Annotated in this window: 12 protein-coding genes; 7 read left to right on the forward strand and 5 right to left on the reverse strand. The window is 71.3% G+C overall.

From position 1 onward, the window contains the following. The first annotated feature begins 29 nt into the window (after positions 1 to 29). From OG299_RS06730 to OG299_RS06740, 3 genes are all read left to right on the forward strand, one after another. Positions 30 to 1,019: a polyphosphate kinase 2 family protein gene (locus OG299_RS06730; protein ID WP_327360877.1), complete on the forward strand. Its 990-nt coding sequence runs from the start codon at positions 30 to 32 to the stop codon at positions 1,017 to 1,019. 63 nt (positions 1,020 to 1,082) lie between these two features. Next, positions 1,083 to 3,803, forward strand: a complete 2,721-nt coding sequence (locus OG299_RS06735; RefSeq protein WP_327360878.1) for a cation-translocating P-type ATPase — start codon at positions 1,083 to 1,085, stop codon at positions 3,801 to 3,803. Positions 3,804 to 3,816: 13 nt separating this feature from the next. Then, positions 3,817 to 5,616: a SulP family inorganic anion transporter gene (locus tag OG299_RS06740; protein ID WP_327360879.1), complete on the forward strand. Its 1,800-nt coding sequence runs from the start codon at positions 3,817 to 3,819 to the stop codon at positions 5,614 to 5,616. A gap of 44 nt (positions 5,617 to 5,660) precedes the next feature. Here the strand turns inward: OG299_RS06740 and OG299_RS06745 are convergent, their stop codons facing one another. After that, positions 5,661 to 6,998, reverse strand: a complete 1,338-nt coding sequence (locus tag OG299_RS06745) for a diacylglycerol/lipid kinase family protein (RefSeq protein WP_327360880.1) — start codon at positions 6,996 to 6,998, stop codon at positions 5,661 to 5,663. A gap of 154 nt (positions 6,999 to 7,152) precedes the next feature. Here OG299_RS06745 and OG299_RS06750 point away from each other — a divergent pair, with 154 nt between their 5' ends. Then, complete coding sequence (locus OG299_RS06750; protein ID WP_327360881.1) at positions 7,153 to 8,847, forward strand: alpha/beta hydrolase; 1,695 nt, start codon at positions 7,153 to 7,155, stop codon at positions 8,845 to 8,847. Positions 8,848 to 8,863: 16 nt separating this feature from the next. On the opposite strand, the gene OG299_RS06755 is transcribed toward OG299_RS06750, so the two are convergent. After that, positions 8,864 to 9,595, reverse strand: coding sequence for a CPBP family intramembrane glutamic endopeptidase (locus OG299_RS06755; protein ID WP_327360882.1), 732 nt, complete (start codon positions 9,593 to 9,595; stop codon positions 8,864 to 8,866). A 427-nt stretch (positions 9,596 to 10,022) separates the two neighbouring features. On the opposite strand from OG299_RS06755, the gene OG299_RS06760 reads away from it, so the two are divergent. After that, on the forward strand, positions 10,023 to 11,885 hold the full coding sequence (locus tag OG299_RS06760) for a copper resistance CopC/CopD family protein (protein ID WP_327360883.1): 1,863 nt from the start codon (positions 10,023 to 10,025) through the stop codon (positions 11,883 to 11,885). 49 nt (positions 11,886 to 11,934) lie between these two features. On the opposite strand, the gene OG299_RS06765 is transcribed toward OG299_RS06760, so the two are convergent. Further along, on the reverse strand, positions 11,935 to 12,978 hold the full coding sequence (locus OG299_RS06765) for a YncE family protein (RefSeq protein WP_327360884.1): 1,044 nt from the start codon (positions 12,976 to 12,978) through the stop codon (positions 11,935 to 11,937). Positions 12,979 to 13,293: 315 nt separating this feature from the next. On the opposite strand from OG299_RS06765, the gene OG299_RS06770 reads away from it, so the two are divergent. Next, positions 13,294 to 13,743 (forward strand): Crp/Fnr family transcriptional regulator, encoded by a 450-nt coding sequence (locus tag OG299_RS06770; protein ID WP_327360885.1) that lies wholly within the window; start codon positions 13,294 to 13,296, stop codon positions 13,741 to 13,743. A 254-nt stretch (positions 13,744 to 13,997) separates the two neighbouring features. Here the strand turns inward: OG299_RS06770 and OG299_RS06775 are convergent, their stop codons facing one another. Continuing rightward, positions 13,998 to 14,441: an aggregation-promoting factor C-terminal-like domain-containing protein gene (locus tag OG299_RS06775; protein WP_266635480.1), complete on the reverse strand. Its 444-nt coding sequence runs from the start codon at positions 14,439 to 14,441 to the stop codon at positions 13,998 to 14,000. An 820-nt stretch (positions 14,442 to 15,261) separates the two neighbouring features. Here OG299_RS06775 and OG299_RS06780 point away from each other — a divergent pair. Next, entirely contained in the window at positions 15,262 to 15,912 is a 651-nt protein-coding gene (locus OG299_RS06780) for a LecA/PA-IL family lectin (protein ID WP_327360886.1), read from the forward strand. Positions 15,913 to 16,111: 199 nt separating this feature from the next. On the opposite strand, the gene OG299_RS06785 is transcribed toward OG299_RS06780, so the two are convergent. Further along, positions 16,112 to 17,017 carry a hypothetical protein gene (locus tag OG299_RS06785; RefSeq protein WP_327360887.1) on the reverse strand — a complete coding sequence of 302 codons (906 nt, stop codon included), beginning with the start codon at positions 17,015 to 17,017 and terminating at the stop codon, positions 16,112 to 16,114. Between the last annotated feature and the right edge of the window lie 98 nt (positions 17,018 to 17,115).

Consider the following 17,115-nt stretch of genomic DNA (forward strand, 5'->3'; position numbering starts at 1 on the left):
ACGGACATCCTCAGGTGAGGTGACGGCTGATGTCTGACGAGAGAGCCGAACGCATCGCGGAGTTCATCGGGCCGCTACGGGTGCGCCCGGGGTCGAAGGTGCACCTGGCCCGGGACTTCGATCCCCGCTACAAGGGCGGCATGAAGAAGCGGGACGGGGCCGAGCTGCTGCAGTCCGGGGTGTCGTTGCTCGCCGAGTACCAGGAGCGGCTGGCCGCCCAGGACACGTACGGCGTAGTGCTCTGTCTCCAGGCGCTGGACGCCGGGGGCAAGGACGGGACGATCCGCCATGTGATGAGCGGCGTCAACCCCCAGGGCGTACGGGTCAGCAGCTTCAAGGTGCCCTCCTCCGAGGAACTCGACCACGACTACCTGTGGCGTTACGCCCAGCGGCTGCCCTCGCGCGGCGAGATCGCCATCTTCAACCGCTCGCACTACGAGGAGGTCCTCGTCGTACGGGTCCACCCCGAGATCCTCCTGCGGCAGAAGCTCCCCGAGCACGGGCTCGGCGAAGGCATCTGGGAGCAGCGCTACCGGGAGATCAACCGCTGGGAGCGCTATCTCACGGACAACGGGTTCAAGGTGGTGAAGATCTTCCTGAACCTGTCCAAGGAGGAGCAGCGCACCCGCTTCCTGAAGCGGATCGACCTGCCGGAGAAGAACTGGAAGTTCTCCGCCGCCGACGTCCGCGAACGGCGCCGGTGGGACGACTACCAGCACGCGTTCTCCGAGATGCTGTCCGCCACGAGTACGCGGTGGGCGCCGTGGTACGTCGTACCGGCGGACCGGAAGTGGTTCGCGCGGATCTGCGCGGCGGCGGTCCTCGCGCACACCCTGATGGAGATCGATCCGCAGTACCCCGAGATGGCGCAGGAGGCCCGCAAGGACCTCCTCGTCACGAAGCGGAGCCTGGAGCGGGAGGCCCCGGCCGGGGCCCCGGCCGATCCGTACGCCGCCGAACACCCGTCGGCGGCCCGGGGCCATGGGCACGGGAAGAAGCGGGGAAAGACGCGCGGCTAGCGACCCTCGTACGGCGCGCGACCGGCCCGGATGCGTCCGCGGCCCCGGATCGGAGGCACAACCATGACGGTGCGGTCGGATTCCGTGGCGGAAGCGCCCCGGGCTGGCGGGGACGGCTGGTACACGCGCTCTCCCGAGCAGGTCGTGGCGGCGTTCGGTGTCGATCCTGCGGTCGGCCTGTCCGCGGCGCGGGCCGCGGAACTCCTGGCCGCGCACGGCCCGAACGCGCTGCCCGAGGAGGAGCGGACCCCGGCCTGGCGCCGGTTCCTCGCGCAGTACCGCAGTTACATGCAGATCGTCCTCGTGGCCGCGGCGATCGTCTCGCTGCTCATCCAGGAGTGGACCACCGCGATCCTGCTGATCGTGTTGACGCTGCTGAACGCGGTCGTGGGCCTGCGCCAGGAGGGCAAGGCCGAGAGCGCCATGAACGCGTTGAAGTCGATGATGAAGGCGACGGCGCGGGTGCGCAGGGACGGTACGGAGGCCGAGATCCCCGCCGAACAGCTCGTCGACGGCGATGTCGTGCTCATCTCCGCCGGTGACCAGGTGCCGGCCGACGGACGGCTCATCGAGGCCAGCGCCCTGCAGATCGACGAGTCGGCGCTCACCGGTGAGAGCGTTCCCGCCGCGAAGGACACCGGCCCGCTGGCGGGCAGCCGGCTGTCGCCCGGCGACCAGACCAATACGGCGTTCATGAACACGCCGGTCACCCACGGCAGCGGCGTCATGGTCGTCACCGCGACGGGTGCGGACACCGAGCTCGGCAAGATCTCCGGGATGCTGTCGGCCACCGAGAAGGAGGTGCCGCCGCTCACCAAGGAGCTCGACCGGCTGACCCTGTGGATCACGTCGGCGGCGGGCCTCACCATGATCGTGATGTTCGCCCTGGGACGCCAGCGGGACCAGGCCTGGGACGTCCTGTTCGTCAGCGCGGTCTCGCTGGCCATCGCCGCCATCCCCGAGGCCCTGCCGACGGTGACCCAGGCGATCCTCTCCGTCGGGAGCCTGAACCTGGCGAAGCGGCACGCCATCGTGAAGGAACTGCCGTCGGTCGAGACGCTGGCGTTCACGTCGGCCATCAACTCGGACAAGACCGGCACCCTGACGATGAACCAGATGACCGCCGTCGAAGTGCTCAGTCCCACCGACCGGTACACCGTGTCGGGCACGGGCTACGGGCTCGAAGGGAAGATCCACCATGCCGCCGGATCCGCCGCGGGGATCGAGGACGCGATCCTCCCGTACGTGGTGGCCAGCGACGCCAAGCTGGTGGGCGGCGCGGTGGTGGGCGATCCCACCGAGGGCGCGCTGCTGGTGCTCGCGCACAAGGCCGGCCTGGACACCGACGCCACCCGGGACGCCCTGCCCCGGCTCGCCACCCTCCCGTTCGACCCCGAGTACAAGCTGATGGCCACCTTCCACGCGGCGGCCGACGCCTCCGGGCGGCAGGTCGTGCGCTGCTTCGTCAAAGGGGCGGCCCCGGCGGTGATGGCGCGGGCCGCCACCGCGCTCGCGGCGGGCGAAACGGTGCCGTGGGACGCCGAACTGCTCGGCCGGGCCGAGGCGGCGAGCGAGCGGATGGGCGGCGAGGGCCGCCGCGTGATGGCCGCGGCCACCCGTGACCTGGACCCGGCCGGCTTCGACCCGGACGGCGACCTGCTCGCGTACGTCACCGAGCTGCGGATGACCAGCCTCGTCGGCATGGTCGATCCGCCCCGCGAGGAGGCCAAGGCCGCGGTGGCCGACGCCCAGGCGGCGCACATCCGGGTCCGCCTGGTGACCGGGGACGACGTCACCACCGGGGCGGCGATCGCCCGGCAGATCGGCATCCCCGGCGAGGCCGTCCTCGGCTCCGACTTCGCCGCCATGAGCGAGGACGAGCAGCTCTCCCGCATCGAGGGGATCGGCGTGGTGGGGCGGGTCGCGCCGGAGCACAAGGTGCTGCTCGCGAACACGCTCAAGAAGAAGGGCGAGGTCGTCGCGATGACCGGGGACGGCGTCAACGACGCGCCCGCCATCAAGGCCGCCGACATCGGCATCGCCATGGGCAGCGGCACGGACGTGGCGAAGAACGCCGGACGCATGATCCTCTCCGACGACAACTTCGCCACCATCGTCTACGCCGTGGAGCAGGGCCGGACGATCTACGACAACCTCACCAAGTACATCCGGTTCGTGCTGCTCCTGCTGGTCACGTTCGTACTGACCTTCCTCGGGGCCACCGTCTTCAACATCGCCGCCGGTGAGCCCTTCACTCCGCCGCAGGTGCTGTGGATCCACTTCGTCGTCAACGCCTCCTTCGGCTTCGCGCTCGGCTTCGACCGCGAGAGCGCCGGACTCATGCGGCGCAGGCCGCGCCCGCGCGGGGAATCGGTGCTCACACGGCCCGTGCTCATCACGGTCGGACTGGGCGGGCTGGCGATCACCATCCTCCTGCTCGGCCTGATCCGGCTCGGCCAGACCCACTACGACAGCGTCGCGACGGGCCAGTCGATCGCGTTCACGGCCTTCTCGCTCTGTCTGATCGTGGCCGCCTTCGAATGCCGCAGCGAGACGGAATCCGTGCTGACGACCTCCACCTTCGACAGCAAGCAGATGAACTGGGTCGCCCTGGCCCAGTTCGTGCTCTCGGTGCTGGTGACCCAGCTGGACGGCTTCCAGCACATCCTCGGGACGACCGAGATCGACGCGCGGCAGTTCGGCTGGGCGCTGCTGGCCGCCGTCGCGCTCCTGCTCGTATGGGAACTGGGCAAGCTCGTGGCCCGCCACTCGAAGGCCGCCTGAGGAAGGCCTGTCCGTGACCACCCGGCGCGAGGGCCACGGGGTGCTCTCCCTCTTCCGCGCGGTTCCCGGGATCCGCGCCGCCTCGTCCTACCGGCGCGCGTGGCTGGTCAAGGACCTGGTCGCGGGAGTCGTCCTGACAACGCTGCTCGTGCCGCAGGGCATGGCGTACGCGGAGTTGGCGGGCCTGCCGGCCATCACCGGCCTGTACACGACGATCCTCTGCATGCTCGGATACGCGGTGTTCGGCCCGTCCCGGATCCTGGTGCTGGGCCCGGACTCCTCGCTGGGGCCGATGATCGCCGCCACCGTGCTGCCCCTGGTGGCCGCCGGCGGGGATCCCGACCGGGCCGTCGCACTGGCGTCGATGCTCGCCGTCATGGTGGCGGCCATCATGATCCTGGCCTCGGTGGCCAAGCTCGGCTTCATCGCCGACCTGATCTCCAAACCGACGATGATCGGCTACATGAACGGCCTGGCCCTGACGATTCTGATCGGTCAGCTGCCCAAGCTGCTCGGCTTCAAGGTCGAGGCGGACAGCCTGATCGGCGAGTGCGCCGGCCTCGTGCAGAAGATCGCCGACGGGGCGACGGTGCCGGCCGCCGCCGCCGTGGGCCTCGGCGGGATCGCCCTGATCCTCGTCCTGCAGCGCTTCCTGCCGAAGGTCCCCGCGGTGCTCGTGATGGTGGTCCTGGCGATCGCCGCGGCCGCCGCCTTCGACCTGGACGAGCACGGCGTCGGCCTGGTCGGGGTACTGCCCGAGGGCTTCCCGCCGTTCACGATCCCCGACGTGCGCCTCGCCGACCTCGCGCCGCTGCTCGGCGGTGCGCTGGGCATCGCCCTGGTGTCCCTGGCCGACACGATCTCCAACGCGTCCGCCTTCGCGGCCCGTACGGGGCAGGAGGTCCGCGGCAACCAGGAGATGGCGGGCGTCGGTGCGGCCAACCTGGCGGCCGCCCTGTTCCAGGGGTTCCCCGTCAGCACGAGCGGGTCCCGGACGGCGGTCGCGGAGCGCGCGGGGGCCAGGAGCCAGCTCACCGGGGTCGTCGGAGCCGCGCTCATCGTCCTCATGCTCGTGCTGGCTCCGGGGCTGTTCCGCAACCTCCCCCAGCCGGCCCTGGCCGCCGTGGTCATCACCGCGTCGCTGTCCCTGGCCGACGTACCGGGAGCCGTACGGCTGTGGCGGCAGGGCCGGACGGAGTTCCTGCTGTGCTTCGCGGCCTTCGCCGGCGTGGCCCTGCTCGGCGTGCTGCCCGGGATCGCCATCGCCGTGGGCCTGTCCGTCCTCAACGTCTTCCGGCGCGCCTGGTGGCCGTACGACACCGTCCTGGGGCGGGTGCAGGGCCTGGAGGGCTACCACGACCTCCGCTCCTACCCGCAGGCCGAACAGCTGCCGGGCCTGGTGATCTACCGCTTCGACGCCCCGCTCTTCTTCGCCAACGCCAGGGCCTTCCGGGACGAGATCAGGCGGCTGGCCGGCGCGGATCCGCGGCCGAGCTGGATCGTGGTGGCGGCCGAACCCATGACGGACGTGGACACGACTGCCGCCGACGTCCTGGAAGAGCTCGACGAGGCGCTCAACGCGGAAGACGTCCACCTCGTGTTCGCCGAGATCAAGGACCCGGTGCGGCGAAAGATCGAGCGGTACGAACTCACCCGGACCATCGACCCCCGTCACTTCTTCCCCACGGTGGAGGCCGCCGTCGCCGCCTTCCGCCTGCGCACCGGAGCGCAGTGGACCTCTCCCGACACCGCCGGACCGCCCGCCGGGCCCGAACCCGGGTCCATCGGTCCCGCGCCCACCGGCGGGAAGTGACCGCCCGCCGGTGGAAGGACCCCGAAGGCCCCGACGGCCGCCTGTCAGGCGGCGCCGTGTCCTGCCGCGGTCCGTCCCATGGTCAGCGCCAGCCGCCGCACCCGGCGCCAGTCCATCGGCGGCGCGGTCCGCGGCACCCCGGGACGGTTCCGGGGCACGCGCACGCGCAGGGCGCCGGCCGCGATACGGCAGTGCACGGGAGTGGACAGCACCAGCGCCTCGCCGTCGACACCGACCGGGATGGCGGGAGCGTCCGTGTCGACGACGACCTCGCGGGCGGTGACGGCGGTCAGCCCGCGGCCCTGCCTGCCGTGCAGCAGCAGCCCCGCCGCTTCGGCGGCGCTCGAGACCTCGACGCCGAGCACCCCCAGCTCACCGGAGTCCAGGCGCTCCCGGCGCCCGAGCCCCGCCGAATCGCCCTTCTGATAAGGGTTGTTGCTCACCAACACGGCCTGCGGACCGTCCAGGACCAGCGCATCCGCACGGACGCTCAGCCGCGAGCCGCTGTCCCGGGTCAGCAGGGCCGGCAGCATCTCCAGAATGGTGCGGGCCTTGTCGTCGCGGTAGGCCGGACTCTGCACGACTTCCGCGTACACGCCGAACGAGGCGCTGTTGACGAAGACCCGCCCCGTGTTCCCGTCCGCCGGTTCCCCCTCATGGATGTAGCCGAGGTCGACGCGCAGTTCGACTCCGTCGGTCAGGGCCTCCAGACACCGGGAGGGATCCTGCCGGTCCAGACCCAGATCCATGGCGAAGTGGTTGCGCGTGCCGGCGCTGATCACCATGAACGGAATGTCGTGCTCCACGGCCACGGCGGCGACCAGGGCCTGCGTCCCGTCGCCGCCTGCGACGCCCAGCAGATCGGCCCCGTCCTCGACGGCCTGCCGCGCCAGCTCGGCCACGTCCTGGTGCCGGGCCGGATCCAGTACGACGACCTCGGCGCCCAGGGCCCTGGCCCGCTCCGCCAGGCGGAACTTCTCGACCTTGCCGCCACCCGAGCGGGGATTCATGATCAGGAAGGGCCGCTCGGCCCGGACGACGGCGCGCTCCGGCATGCTCGAGGCGTCCTCGGCGAGGGCGGCGCTGCCCGCGGCAACGGCCAGCGCCCACAGGGCGAGCGAGACCAGCACGACCCACAGCAGCCCGGCCGCCGAGTAGAGGAGCAGGACGGCGAGCGGTGCGATGACCACCAGCAGCCCGGCGAGCACCCTGATCCAGCCCGTGTGGGTGAGCATCCACCACACACCTGCCGCGGTGAGGACCAGTCCTGCCCACCCGACCGCCATCAGCAGGAGGCTCGCGAGGCCGCCGAACACCACCAGTACCGCGAGCGCCGCCAGGCCCGTCGCCAGGGCCAGACGTGCGGTCCAACGCCTGCTCATGGGACCACCTCCCGCCGCTTCACCGGCTGCCGGACAGAAGTCGGACATCCACCTCAGGCTACGAGCGCCGACCCCGCGCGGCCCGTCGGCAGCGGCCGCCCGCGTCGGATGGCACGACCGACCCGGCCTTGGGACGATGACCGCGGAGGACACCATGACCCCTGACCCCCCGCCGGTCCCCCCGACCGTCCCTCCGTCGCAGGAGCCGGCACCGCGCAAGCACCGCCGACGGCTCCGCTTCACGCTGCCCGGCTGCTGGGGCGCCCTCCTCCTGGCGTGCCTGTCCTTCACCCCGTCGCTGCTTCCCCGCGGAGGCGTACTGCAGGGGCTGATCTGCGGCATCAGCGCGGCCATCGGGTACGGGCTGGGCGTGGTCGCCGCCTACGTGTGGCGCGCTTTCGCCGACCGGGAGGCGCGCAGCCCCTCGCGCAGGTCATGGCTCGTCCTGCTCGTCAGCGCGATCGTGCTCTTCGGTGTCTCGTTCGGGCTCGGCCAGTACTGGCAGCACCAGATCCGCCGGCTCATGGACGTCACCGACTACAGCGCCCTCGCCACCGTCGCCTGCCCCTTCGTCGCCGCCCTCGTCTTCCTGCTGCTGCTCCTGGCCGGGCGGGGGCTCCGGGCCCTGTACCGCCGGGCCTCCGGTCTGCTCGGGCGCTGGATCGGCATGCGGGCGGCGCGGGTGGTCGGCTGGATCCTGGTGGCGGCTCTGGCGTGGGCCGCGTTCTCCGGGCTGCTGCTGAGCGGCATCGTGAACGCGGCCAACGAGGCGTTCTCGCTGCGGGACAACGAGACCCCGGAAGGCGTGCACCAGCCCACGTCGATGCTGCGCTCCGGCGGGCCCGACTCGCTGGTGCCGTGGGACTCGCTGGGCTATCAGGGCCGGGCGTTCACCGGCAGCGGACCGTCGGCCCAGAGCATCGGAGCGTTCACCCACCGTACGGCGCAGGAGCCCATCCGGGCCTACGCCGGGCTGCAAACCTCCGACGACACGGAGACGCGGGCGGCCCGGGCCGTCGCGGACCTCGAACGGGCGGGCGGCTTCGCCCGCAAGAACCTGCTCGTGATGACCACCACGGGCAGCGGGTGGGTCGATCCCGCCGCCGTGGACTCGTACGAGTACCTCGCGAACGGCGACGCGGCCAGCGTGGCGATCCAGTACTCGTACCTGCCGTCGTGGATGTCGTACCTGGTCGACCAGTCCAAGGCGCGCGAGGCGGGCCGCGACCTCTTCGACGCGGTCTACGACAAATGGTCCAAGCTGCCCCAGGACCGGCGTCCGCGCCTGTTCGTGGCGGGCGAGAGCCTGGGCTCGTTCGGCGGTGAGACGGCCTTCAGCGGGGAGGCCGACCTGCGCAACCGCACCGCCGGCACCCTGTTCGCCGGCCCGCCCAACTTCAACACCCTCTTCCGCAAGTTCAGCGACCACCGCGACGCGGGAAGCCCCGAGATCGAGCCCGTCTACCGGGAGGGCCGGACCGTCCGGTTCACCGACGACCCGACCGCCGGGATCTCTCCCACGGACCGGCCGTGGGACGGCACGCGGGTGCTGTACCTGATGCACCCGTCCGATCCGATCGTCTGGTGGAGCCCCAAGCTGGCCCTCTCCGAGCCCGACTGGATCGGCGAGCATCCCGGCTCGGACGTGCTCGGCTCGATGTTCTGGATCCCGTTCGTGACCTTCTGGCAGGTCACCGCCGACCTGCCGTTCGCCACGGGTGTACCGGACGGCCACGGCCACACGTACAAGGCCTCGTACGTCGACGCCTGGAACGCCACCATGCGGCCCGAGGGGTTCACCGCGCAGGACCTGGACCGGTTGAGGGACATCGTCTCGCCGCCGAAGTGAGCGCACCGCCGTGCGGTCAGCGCAGCAGGAACCCGACGAGGTAGCCGAGCGCGTTGACCGCCCAGTGCAGGCCCATGGGAGCCAGCAGACTGTCGCTGCGGCGCCGCAGTTCGCAGAACAGGACGCCCGCTGCCGCCGTGAACAGCACGGCCCCCAGGACCGCCAGAACGGCCCCGAGCTCGGACTGGCCGACGACCGAGGTCACGGCCGGTTTCGCGGTCGCCAGGTGCAGCGACGGCAGCACGTGCCACAGGCCGAACAGCAGGCTCGACACGGCGGTGGCCCACACCGTCCCGCGGGCGCGGCGCACCAGACCGTAGAGCACGCCGCGGAAGGCGATCTCCTCCACGAGGACCGTGCCGACGGGGACCAGCACGAAGGCGCGGAGCATCACCTCGCCCCCGTCCATCGCGCTGTACCGCCGGTCCTCGAACAGCGTCCGGGTCGCCGGCAGCAGGGCCCCGGCCAGGTAGACGACGGCGACCAGGCCGATCAGGGCCAGCGCCCAGCGGGCACCGCGGGCCAGCGTGCCCGGCGCCAGACCCGCGTCCGCGAGGGTACCGCCGGCCCAGCGGAGCACACCGAGGAGCACGCCGCTGACCACGACGGCCGTCACCAGGCCCCACAGGCCCGGCCAGCGGTGCACGGCCAGGTTGGCGGCGACGAGGACGACCACCGTGACTCCCACGGCAGGCCAGGTACCGATCCGCCGTCGGCGCCGCCGCGGCCCGGTGGCGTCGACCGTCATGGCCCTTGACCTCGCCGTAGCGGGTGCCGGTCATCCATTCGGCGTGGAACTCCTCGATGTCCGCCTGGCTGCGGCTGATCCAGTTCCAGGACGCTCCACATTATTTCCGTCTCCGTGCAGGTCGGCATCTTCTTGCACCCCCGGCCGTCGGCAGCGGGTCGGCATGGACGCCCGAGGAGTCCGCACGACGGCCGGACCCATAGCAGGAGGGAGGCGTCGGCCGCGAACAAGGCGGTGGCCTTTGGCGGAAGTTGCGCAACCCGTCCTGTCCCGTGGTCGGCGGGGCTATCGTCCACCACTGCGGCAGAGGCCCCTACCTGCCGTAGTTCCCTGCACCCTCAGGCGAGCCATACCGTCCGACGGCGGCCCCGAGCGGCCGCACGGACGGCGACGCCGTCGATGACGACCACCCCGGAGGCCGCCGTCCATGCCCAGCGGATCAAGCCTCGCAAGGAAGTTCGCGGCGGTCCTGTCGCTCGTCGCCGCCCTGTGCGCCCTGGTCCTCGGCGGGGCCGGCCCCGCCCTCGCGCATGCCGGGCTCAGCGGCTCCGACCCTGCGGACGGCGCCGTCCTCGACGCAGCGCCGAAGCAGGTCACCCTCACGTTCACCGAATCGGTGAGCTTCCTCGACGGGTCCCTGCGCGTGCTGTCGCCCGCCGATGACCGCGTGAGCCCGCGCCCGGCACACCATGCGGACGGCCGGGCGAACACGGCCCAGGTGCCGCTGGAGGAGAACTTGGCCCAGGGCACGTACACGGTGGCCTGGCGGGTGGTCTCCGCCGACGGTCACCCGATCTCCGGCGCGCTCGTCTTCTCCGTCGGGAAGCCGTCCGGGACCACCGCGGTGCCGGCGAAGACCTCCCCGGACGACACGGCGGCCAGCCGCCTGTACGGGTTCTTCCGCTACGTCGCCTACAGCGGCCTGGCGCTGCTCGTCGGAGCCGCGGCGTTCGTCCTCGTCTGCTGGCCGGGCGCGAGCGGGATCCGTCCGCTGCGCCGACTGCTGGTCGTCGGCTGGGCGACGCTGCTGGCGTCGACGGTGGCCCTGTTGCTGCTGCGCAGCCCGTACGAGGCGGGCGGCCCCCTGTCGTCGGCGTTCGACCCGTCCCTGCTGGGCCGGACGCTCGCGGGGCGACCGGGGATCGCCCTGACCGCTCGGCTCGTACTGCTCGTGCTCGCCGCCCTGTTCTGGCGGCAGACGCGCGTACGACTCGGTGTCCGTCTCCGGCTCGTCGCCGGGCCGGCCCTCGCCCTGGGCCTGGCGCTCACCTGGGCCGGCGCCGAGCACGCGTCCGCCGGCATCCAGGTGCCGCTCGCCATCCCCGTCGCCGTGCTGCACCTGGTGGCGATGGCCGTGTGGCTGGGCGGGCTGATCACCCTGTTGAGCGCCCTGCGCCACCGCGGGCCCGACGGCCCTGAGGTCCCGGCTTCCGCGATCTCGCGCTTCTCTGCGCTGGCCTTCGGCGCCGTGGTCGTTCTGGTCGGCACCGGGGTCTACCAGTCATGGCGGCAGGTGGGCTCCTGGACGGCCCTCACCACCACCTCGTACGGGAGGACCCTGGGCCTCAAAGTCGCCGCGGTGGTTCTGATGCTGTGCGTGGCGGCTCTCTCCCGACGGTGGACCGGCCGCCTGGTGGGCGGGGCGGCGCCGAGCGCGACGGAGCCGGCTGCCGTCGAACTCGAGCAGGTGCGTGTCCCGCAGACCGTCGGCGCGCCGAGTGCGCCGGAGGGAACCGGGCCGGGCGGCAAGGAGGTCGCGTCCGGTCGAAGCGGGCCGGGCGACGACGTCGAGCAGCCGGTCTTCGACGCCGAAAGGTACCGGCGCCGGTTGCGCCGCACCGTGGGTGCCGAGGCCGCCGTCGGCGCCGTCGTCCTGGTGCTCTCCACCCTGCTCACGGGCAGCCAGCCGAGCCGCGCCGCCGCCACCACGGCACCCGGGCAGGAACCGGCGGTGAAAGTGGTCACGCTCCCGTTCGACATGGGGACGGCGAAACATCGCGGCACGGTGCAGATCACTCTGGCGCCGGGCCACGTCGGCGAGAACACGGTGGAAGCGGTGGTGTTCACGCCGGACGGCGGCATCTCCAGCGTCCCCGAGCTACGGCTCGCCCTCACCCAGCGCGACCGGGAAATCGGCCCGCTCGACGCCAAGCTCGAGAACCGGAAGGGCTATTGGGCCACGTACGACCTGAGGCTGCCGATGGCCGGCACGTGGAACCTGGACGTCACGATTCGCACCACCGACATCGACCAGGTCACCGTGAGCACGACGCTGCGCGTCACGCCGTGACCGCAGGTCGGGGTCGTCGTGGCCCTTGACCTCGCCGTAGCGGGGGGACTCAGAGGTCGAGCACCGCCAGCACGCCGCCGGAGGAGACGGTGACGTAGGCGTGGTGGCCGTCGGGGCTCACCGCGACGCGGTCCACGGAGACGCCCATGTCGAGGGAGAGGGCGGTGCCGGTCACCTTTCCCGTGCTCGTGTCGATCACGGACACCTTCCCCGGTTGCACGCTGGTGACGTAGGCGCGGCGGCCGTCGGGGGAAACGGCGACATCGGCCGGTTCGAGGCCGACGGGGATGGGCGCGCCGGTGACCTTGCCGGTCCCCGTGTCGATCACGGAGACGGTACCTGTCCGGTCGCTGACGTAGGCGTGGTGCCCGTCGGGCGTCACCGCCACCGCGAACGGGAAGTTGCCGACGGAGACGGGCAGGCCGACGACGACGCCGGTGCTGGTGTCGATCACCGAAACGGGAGTGGGAGAACCGAAGCCGGCGTTGGTGACGTAGGCATGGTGGCCGTCGGGCGCGACCGCCACGTCGACCGGGGTGCTGCCGACGCGCAGCGGGCTGCCGACGACCTCGTTGCGCGTCGTGTCGATCACGGACACATCGTCCGATCCGGCATTGGTGACGTAGACACGACGGCCGTCGGGCGTGACCGCCACCCCGAAGGGGAAGTCGCCGACATGCACGCTGGCGACGACCTCGTCGGTCGCGGTGTCGATCACGGACACCTCGTCCGATCCGGCATTGGTGACGTAGACACGACGGCCGTCGGGCGTGACCGCCACGCCGGAGGGAGAGCTGCCGACGTGCACGCGGCCGACCGCCTTGCCGGTCGCCGTGTCGACCACGAACACCCTGGACAGCGCTGAGTCCGTGACGTAGACGTGGCGGCCGTCCGGCGTGACGGCGACGCCCAGCGGCCTGACGCCGACGCTGATGAAGACGGGGCCGGCGGCCACCGCACTCGGGGCGACTGCCCACGGCGGCATCAGCACGCCGGCCAGCGCGAGCAGGACCGCCAGCGTGAACCGGACCGCACAGCGCCCGGACAGGCCCGCAAGGACCGAGTACCGGCGGTGGGGATCGAGGGTGCTCATGGCGGCCTCCTGTCCGTGGTGCGTCAGGCGGGCCGTGAACCACGCGTGCCGGGGCAGGACACCGATCGTGGTGCGCTCCCCCTCCTCAGCATGACCCCTTCGGCCGCGCCTGCAACCGGAACTCATGCCGCGCGACACCCTCATCAGGGCGCCCTCCATGGGTGCTCGGCGCCGTCGAGCGAGCGCGGCGGATCACCGGGAACATCCCGGCGGATTCCGGAAACTGCCGTACGGCCGGCGCCATTGACGTGTATGTGTCATTCCCTGGGCCCGCCACGAGAGCGGCGGGCCGGTGCGGGACGGGGAGCGGTCGACGTGAGTCTCATCGAACAGGAGCAGCCCCTGCTCCACGGGTTACGCCCGCAGGACCGGGCAGCGCTGCTGGCCCTCGGCGTACCGCGCCGCTACGAGCCCGGTGCGGTCATCCTGTCGGAACGCGCCACCACCTCCCACGTCGTGGCGATCACCGGCGGCTGGGCGGTGGTGTCCGTGACCACCGAGCGCGGCAACCGCCTGCTCCTCGCCCTGCGCGGCGCAGGGGAGTTGGTGGGCGAGCTGGCCGCCATGGACCTGCGGCCACGCAGCGCCAAGCACGACCTGGCCGCGTCCGTGGGCTCGACCCGCGAGGCGGTGGCCAAGGCCCTGCGCCTGCTGCGCGAGCGGGGCATCGTCCGCACCGGCTCCCGCCGGCTGGTCGTCACCGACCTCGAACCGCTGCGGCTGCTCGCCGACGGCGGCCCGCCCGCATCGCGGCCGGGTGTGTAAACGGCTACATACAGCATGCCGGTACGTCGCCATCCTGGGCGATCCTGGCGGTCAAGTACCGGTGGATGCGCGCGGCGGTGTGCTGCCTGCTGCTGGGCACCGCCGCGTACGCGGCTGCCTTGTGGTGAGGGCCGGCCATGGGGCATGAACGAGAGCAGCGCACGGACGAGCCGCCCCCACCCGGATACGCAAGGACGCCCGGCCGGGAGGTCCCGGCCGGGCGTTTGCGTGCGTCTGCTCTACCTGCTGGCGGCTTAGTACCAGTGGTGGGTCTGCCAGAAGTCCCAGGCGCCGACGGGGCTGCCGTAGCGGGAGTTCATGTAGTCCAGGCCCCACTTGATCTGGGTGGCCGGGTTGGTCTTCCAGTCCGCACCCGCCGAAGCCATCTTCGAGGCCGGCAGCGCCTGGACCAGGCCATAGGCACCCGAGGAGGCGTTCGTGGCCGTGTGGTTCCAGCCGCTCTCACGCGAAACGATGTTGTTGAACGCCGCGAACTGCGCCGGGTCCTTGATCATCTGCTGGGCGATCGCCTTCGCGCTCGTCGGGGCCGCCTGGGCGGGAACCGTGGCAAGCATGGAACCGGCGACACCGAGGGCGACGACGGCACCCGCGAGGGTCTTCTTCGAAGCGGCGATGCGGCGGATGACAGCGTGGGACACGGACGAACCTTCCGACGGGAACAAGGACGATCGCCACATGCCGAAGACATGCGAGAGCCACTCACACACAGGAGAGGGGATCGACAGCGGCGGGTGAACCACCCGGGCCGCCCGGCGACACATCCAGTTCTACCCACACCCCCACCCCCTGACAACGACCCCACCTAGCCACCCTCGCAGCCCACCGCCCCCACCCCCGGACCGGCGCACAAGGGACCGGAATCAACCCCTACAAGACCTACTACCCCGGTTCGTGTGTGACGTGCGCCCTATGGGACGGCTCACCCCCAGGACGCCCGAACCTCACCGAACGTCACCACTCATACCCGGCAGGCCCAGGTGCCGGCCCGCTACGGGAGGGGCGTGCGGTCAGGCCGGCCTCCGCCGCAGGTGCTGCGCGAACCACGCCCGGCCGACGACCTCCGTCCGCTCGACCGAGCAGCAGGGCGCACTGCGCGCCGCCTCGCTGAAGACCACGGCCGGGACATGGTCGTAGGGGCGGTCACACAAGCTGCAGTTGCGGTACGTACAGGGACTGAGACGGACAATGATGGCTGGCCGGGTCCACGTGTACGGCGTCGACAACGGTGCCCCCCAGGTCAAGCCGGCTCGACCGGTGCTCCGTCGGGCGCGGCGGGCAGTGTGAACGCCGCGGGGACGGTGACGCCGCGCTGCATGCGGCGCAGTGCGTGGTCCTGGTCGCCGTGACCGGCTGTTTCCGCCCGCGAGCAGCAGGGCACGGACAGGGACATCGGCGCCCGCCGAATCGGTGCATAACTCGACGCCCTCCCATCCTCCCGCGTACGAGAATCCCGGCCACCACGACCCGACGGGCGGCCTGCACACATACCTCGTAGGCATGGAGGATGGTCGCCGACCGACCCGGCCGCAGCACCACAGTGAGGCCGACCGTGCGCAACCGGCTCGCATCATCGTGGCGGGCGAGAGTGCCGGTGATCGCGCAACGCTGCGGGGCCGGAGTGCCGGGGCGCGCAACCCGATCGGCGACGGCGCGCTCGTCGTCTTCTGCCGGTGGTCCGGCGATGCGCTTGACATCGTCGTCACTCAAGGTGACACAATGACTACCGAAAGTAACCAACCAGGAGGTGTCACCATGGGTGATTTCAATATCGTCGCCGTGCCCGCGAAGGTTGAGGGCGGGGTGAAGTCCGGCGTGATGGTACGGCGCGACGACGTCTTCACCATCTCGGGAAGCGGGCGGGCAGAGTACGACCAGACCCCGCGCGTGACGTACCCCGACGGGACCCGATACATCAACGACAAGTTCGCCGGAGCGCACGTGGCGGCCACCGTCCTTCCCGGAGTGCCGGTGGGGACACTGATCGCCCGCGTCGGTACGGGCCCGTGGTTCGCAGCCGGCTGCTGCCAGACCTTCTGCGCCCAAGAGGACGGCGAAATCACCGTCGCATACAACGACCGCGCCGGAATGTACGGCGACAACTCCGGTGAATACACCGCACTGATCGAGAACCACGGCAAGCCCTCGTAACGCACCCCGCCGTCTCCCGGCCCCTGCTCCCGGTCACACCCGGTGCGGGGGCCGAGGAACGTCGACGTCACAACATGCGCCAGGCCCGCCCCGGGCGGACCCGGCGAAAGCAGGTCCGGCGGCGAAGGAAGCGAACAGGGCGGCGTCGTGTCCAGCCGGGTCGCGCTTGCCCTGGAGCGGGCCGGTGAGGAAGTCAAGATCAATCTCGGCGTCGCGCAGTTCCTCGGCGACCTTGAGGAGTTCGATGGCGCCGCGGCCGAGCCGCTTCATCTCGTGCACGGCGAGGGTGACCTTCGTCGTCCCTGGTAGCAGCCAGGAAGCCTCGGTCCTGCGCAAATTGGTACGTCTGTCGGTACCCGGGATCGTCCGCCTTCAAGAAATGCACGGAACTGCCATTGGCCAGGAAGAACCCGGAGTCTCCGATGATTCCCACCACATACCGATCCGCGTTCATCGGCCCGAGCGGGCCCACCACCCTCTTCGCCGGCTTCCCCGGCTGTAACGACCACAGCTCCACCATGCCGCCTGTGGTCAACGCGGCCACGTAGCGCGGGTCTTGCAGGGGAAAGGCCGCGATGAGGCCGTCGCCGAGACGTACGCCGAGGGCCTCGTTCTCCTTGCCCGTGCGCAGATCGATAGTGTGCATCTCGGATTCGCCATCCACCGTGACCGCCACATACCCCGGCCTGGGGTCGCTCCTCAGGAAGTAGGTCGGTCGGTCCTTCGTGGTGAGCCGCAGGCTCTTGAGATCGATCGGCTGCGACAGGGCGCGGCCGTCGCGGGCGTCCCAGTACTCGACGAGCGTGCCGGAGACCGTGAAGAGTTGATCGTCGTCGAGGAAGCCGAGTTGCAGTGGTTGCGGCTTTCCCTCCAGGACGGTGGGTGGTTCCGCGGTGGTGAACTCGGCCACTCGGCGCAGCGAGGGCAGGGTGCGGACGGTGATCCGATTCCGGTCCGACACGTCCGCCACCAGCGTGTCGACCGCGAGTTCCTGCCTCGCGTCCGGGGGAGTTCGCGCCTCGCTCCCGACTTCGGCGAGGGTGCGCTGCCGGCCCTCGGTCTCCGAGACCCTCAGGCGGCGATCCAGTACCGTCGTCCGACGCATCCGGAGCCGTCACGGCTCTCCCCCGTCGCTCTGAGAACGCCGGGCCGCCTCGACACACGCGATCCAGGCCATGCGTCGAGCCTCAACGCGTCCCGTGC

The organism is Streptomyces sp. NBC_01296 (assembly GCF_035984415.1).
Lineage (GTDB): Bacteria > Actinomycetota > Actinomycetes > Streptomycetales > Streptomycetaceae > Streptomyces.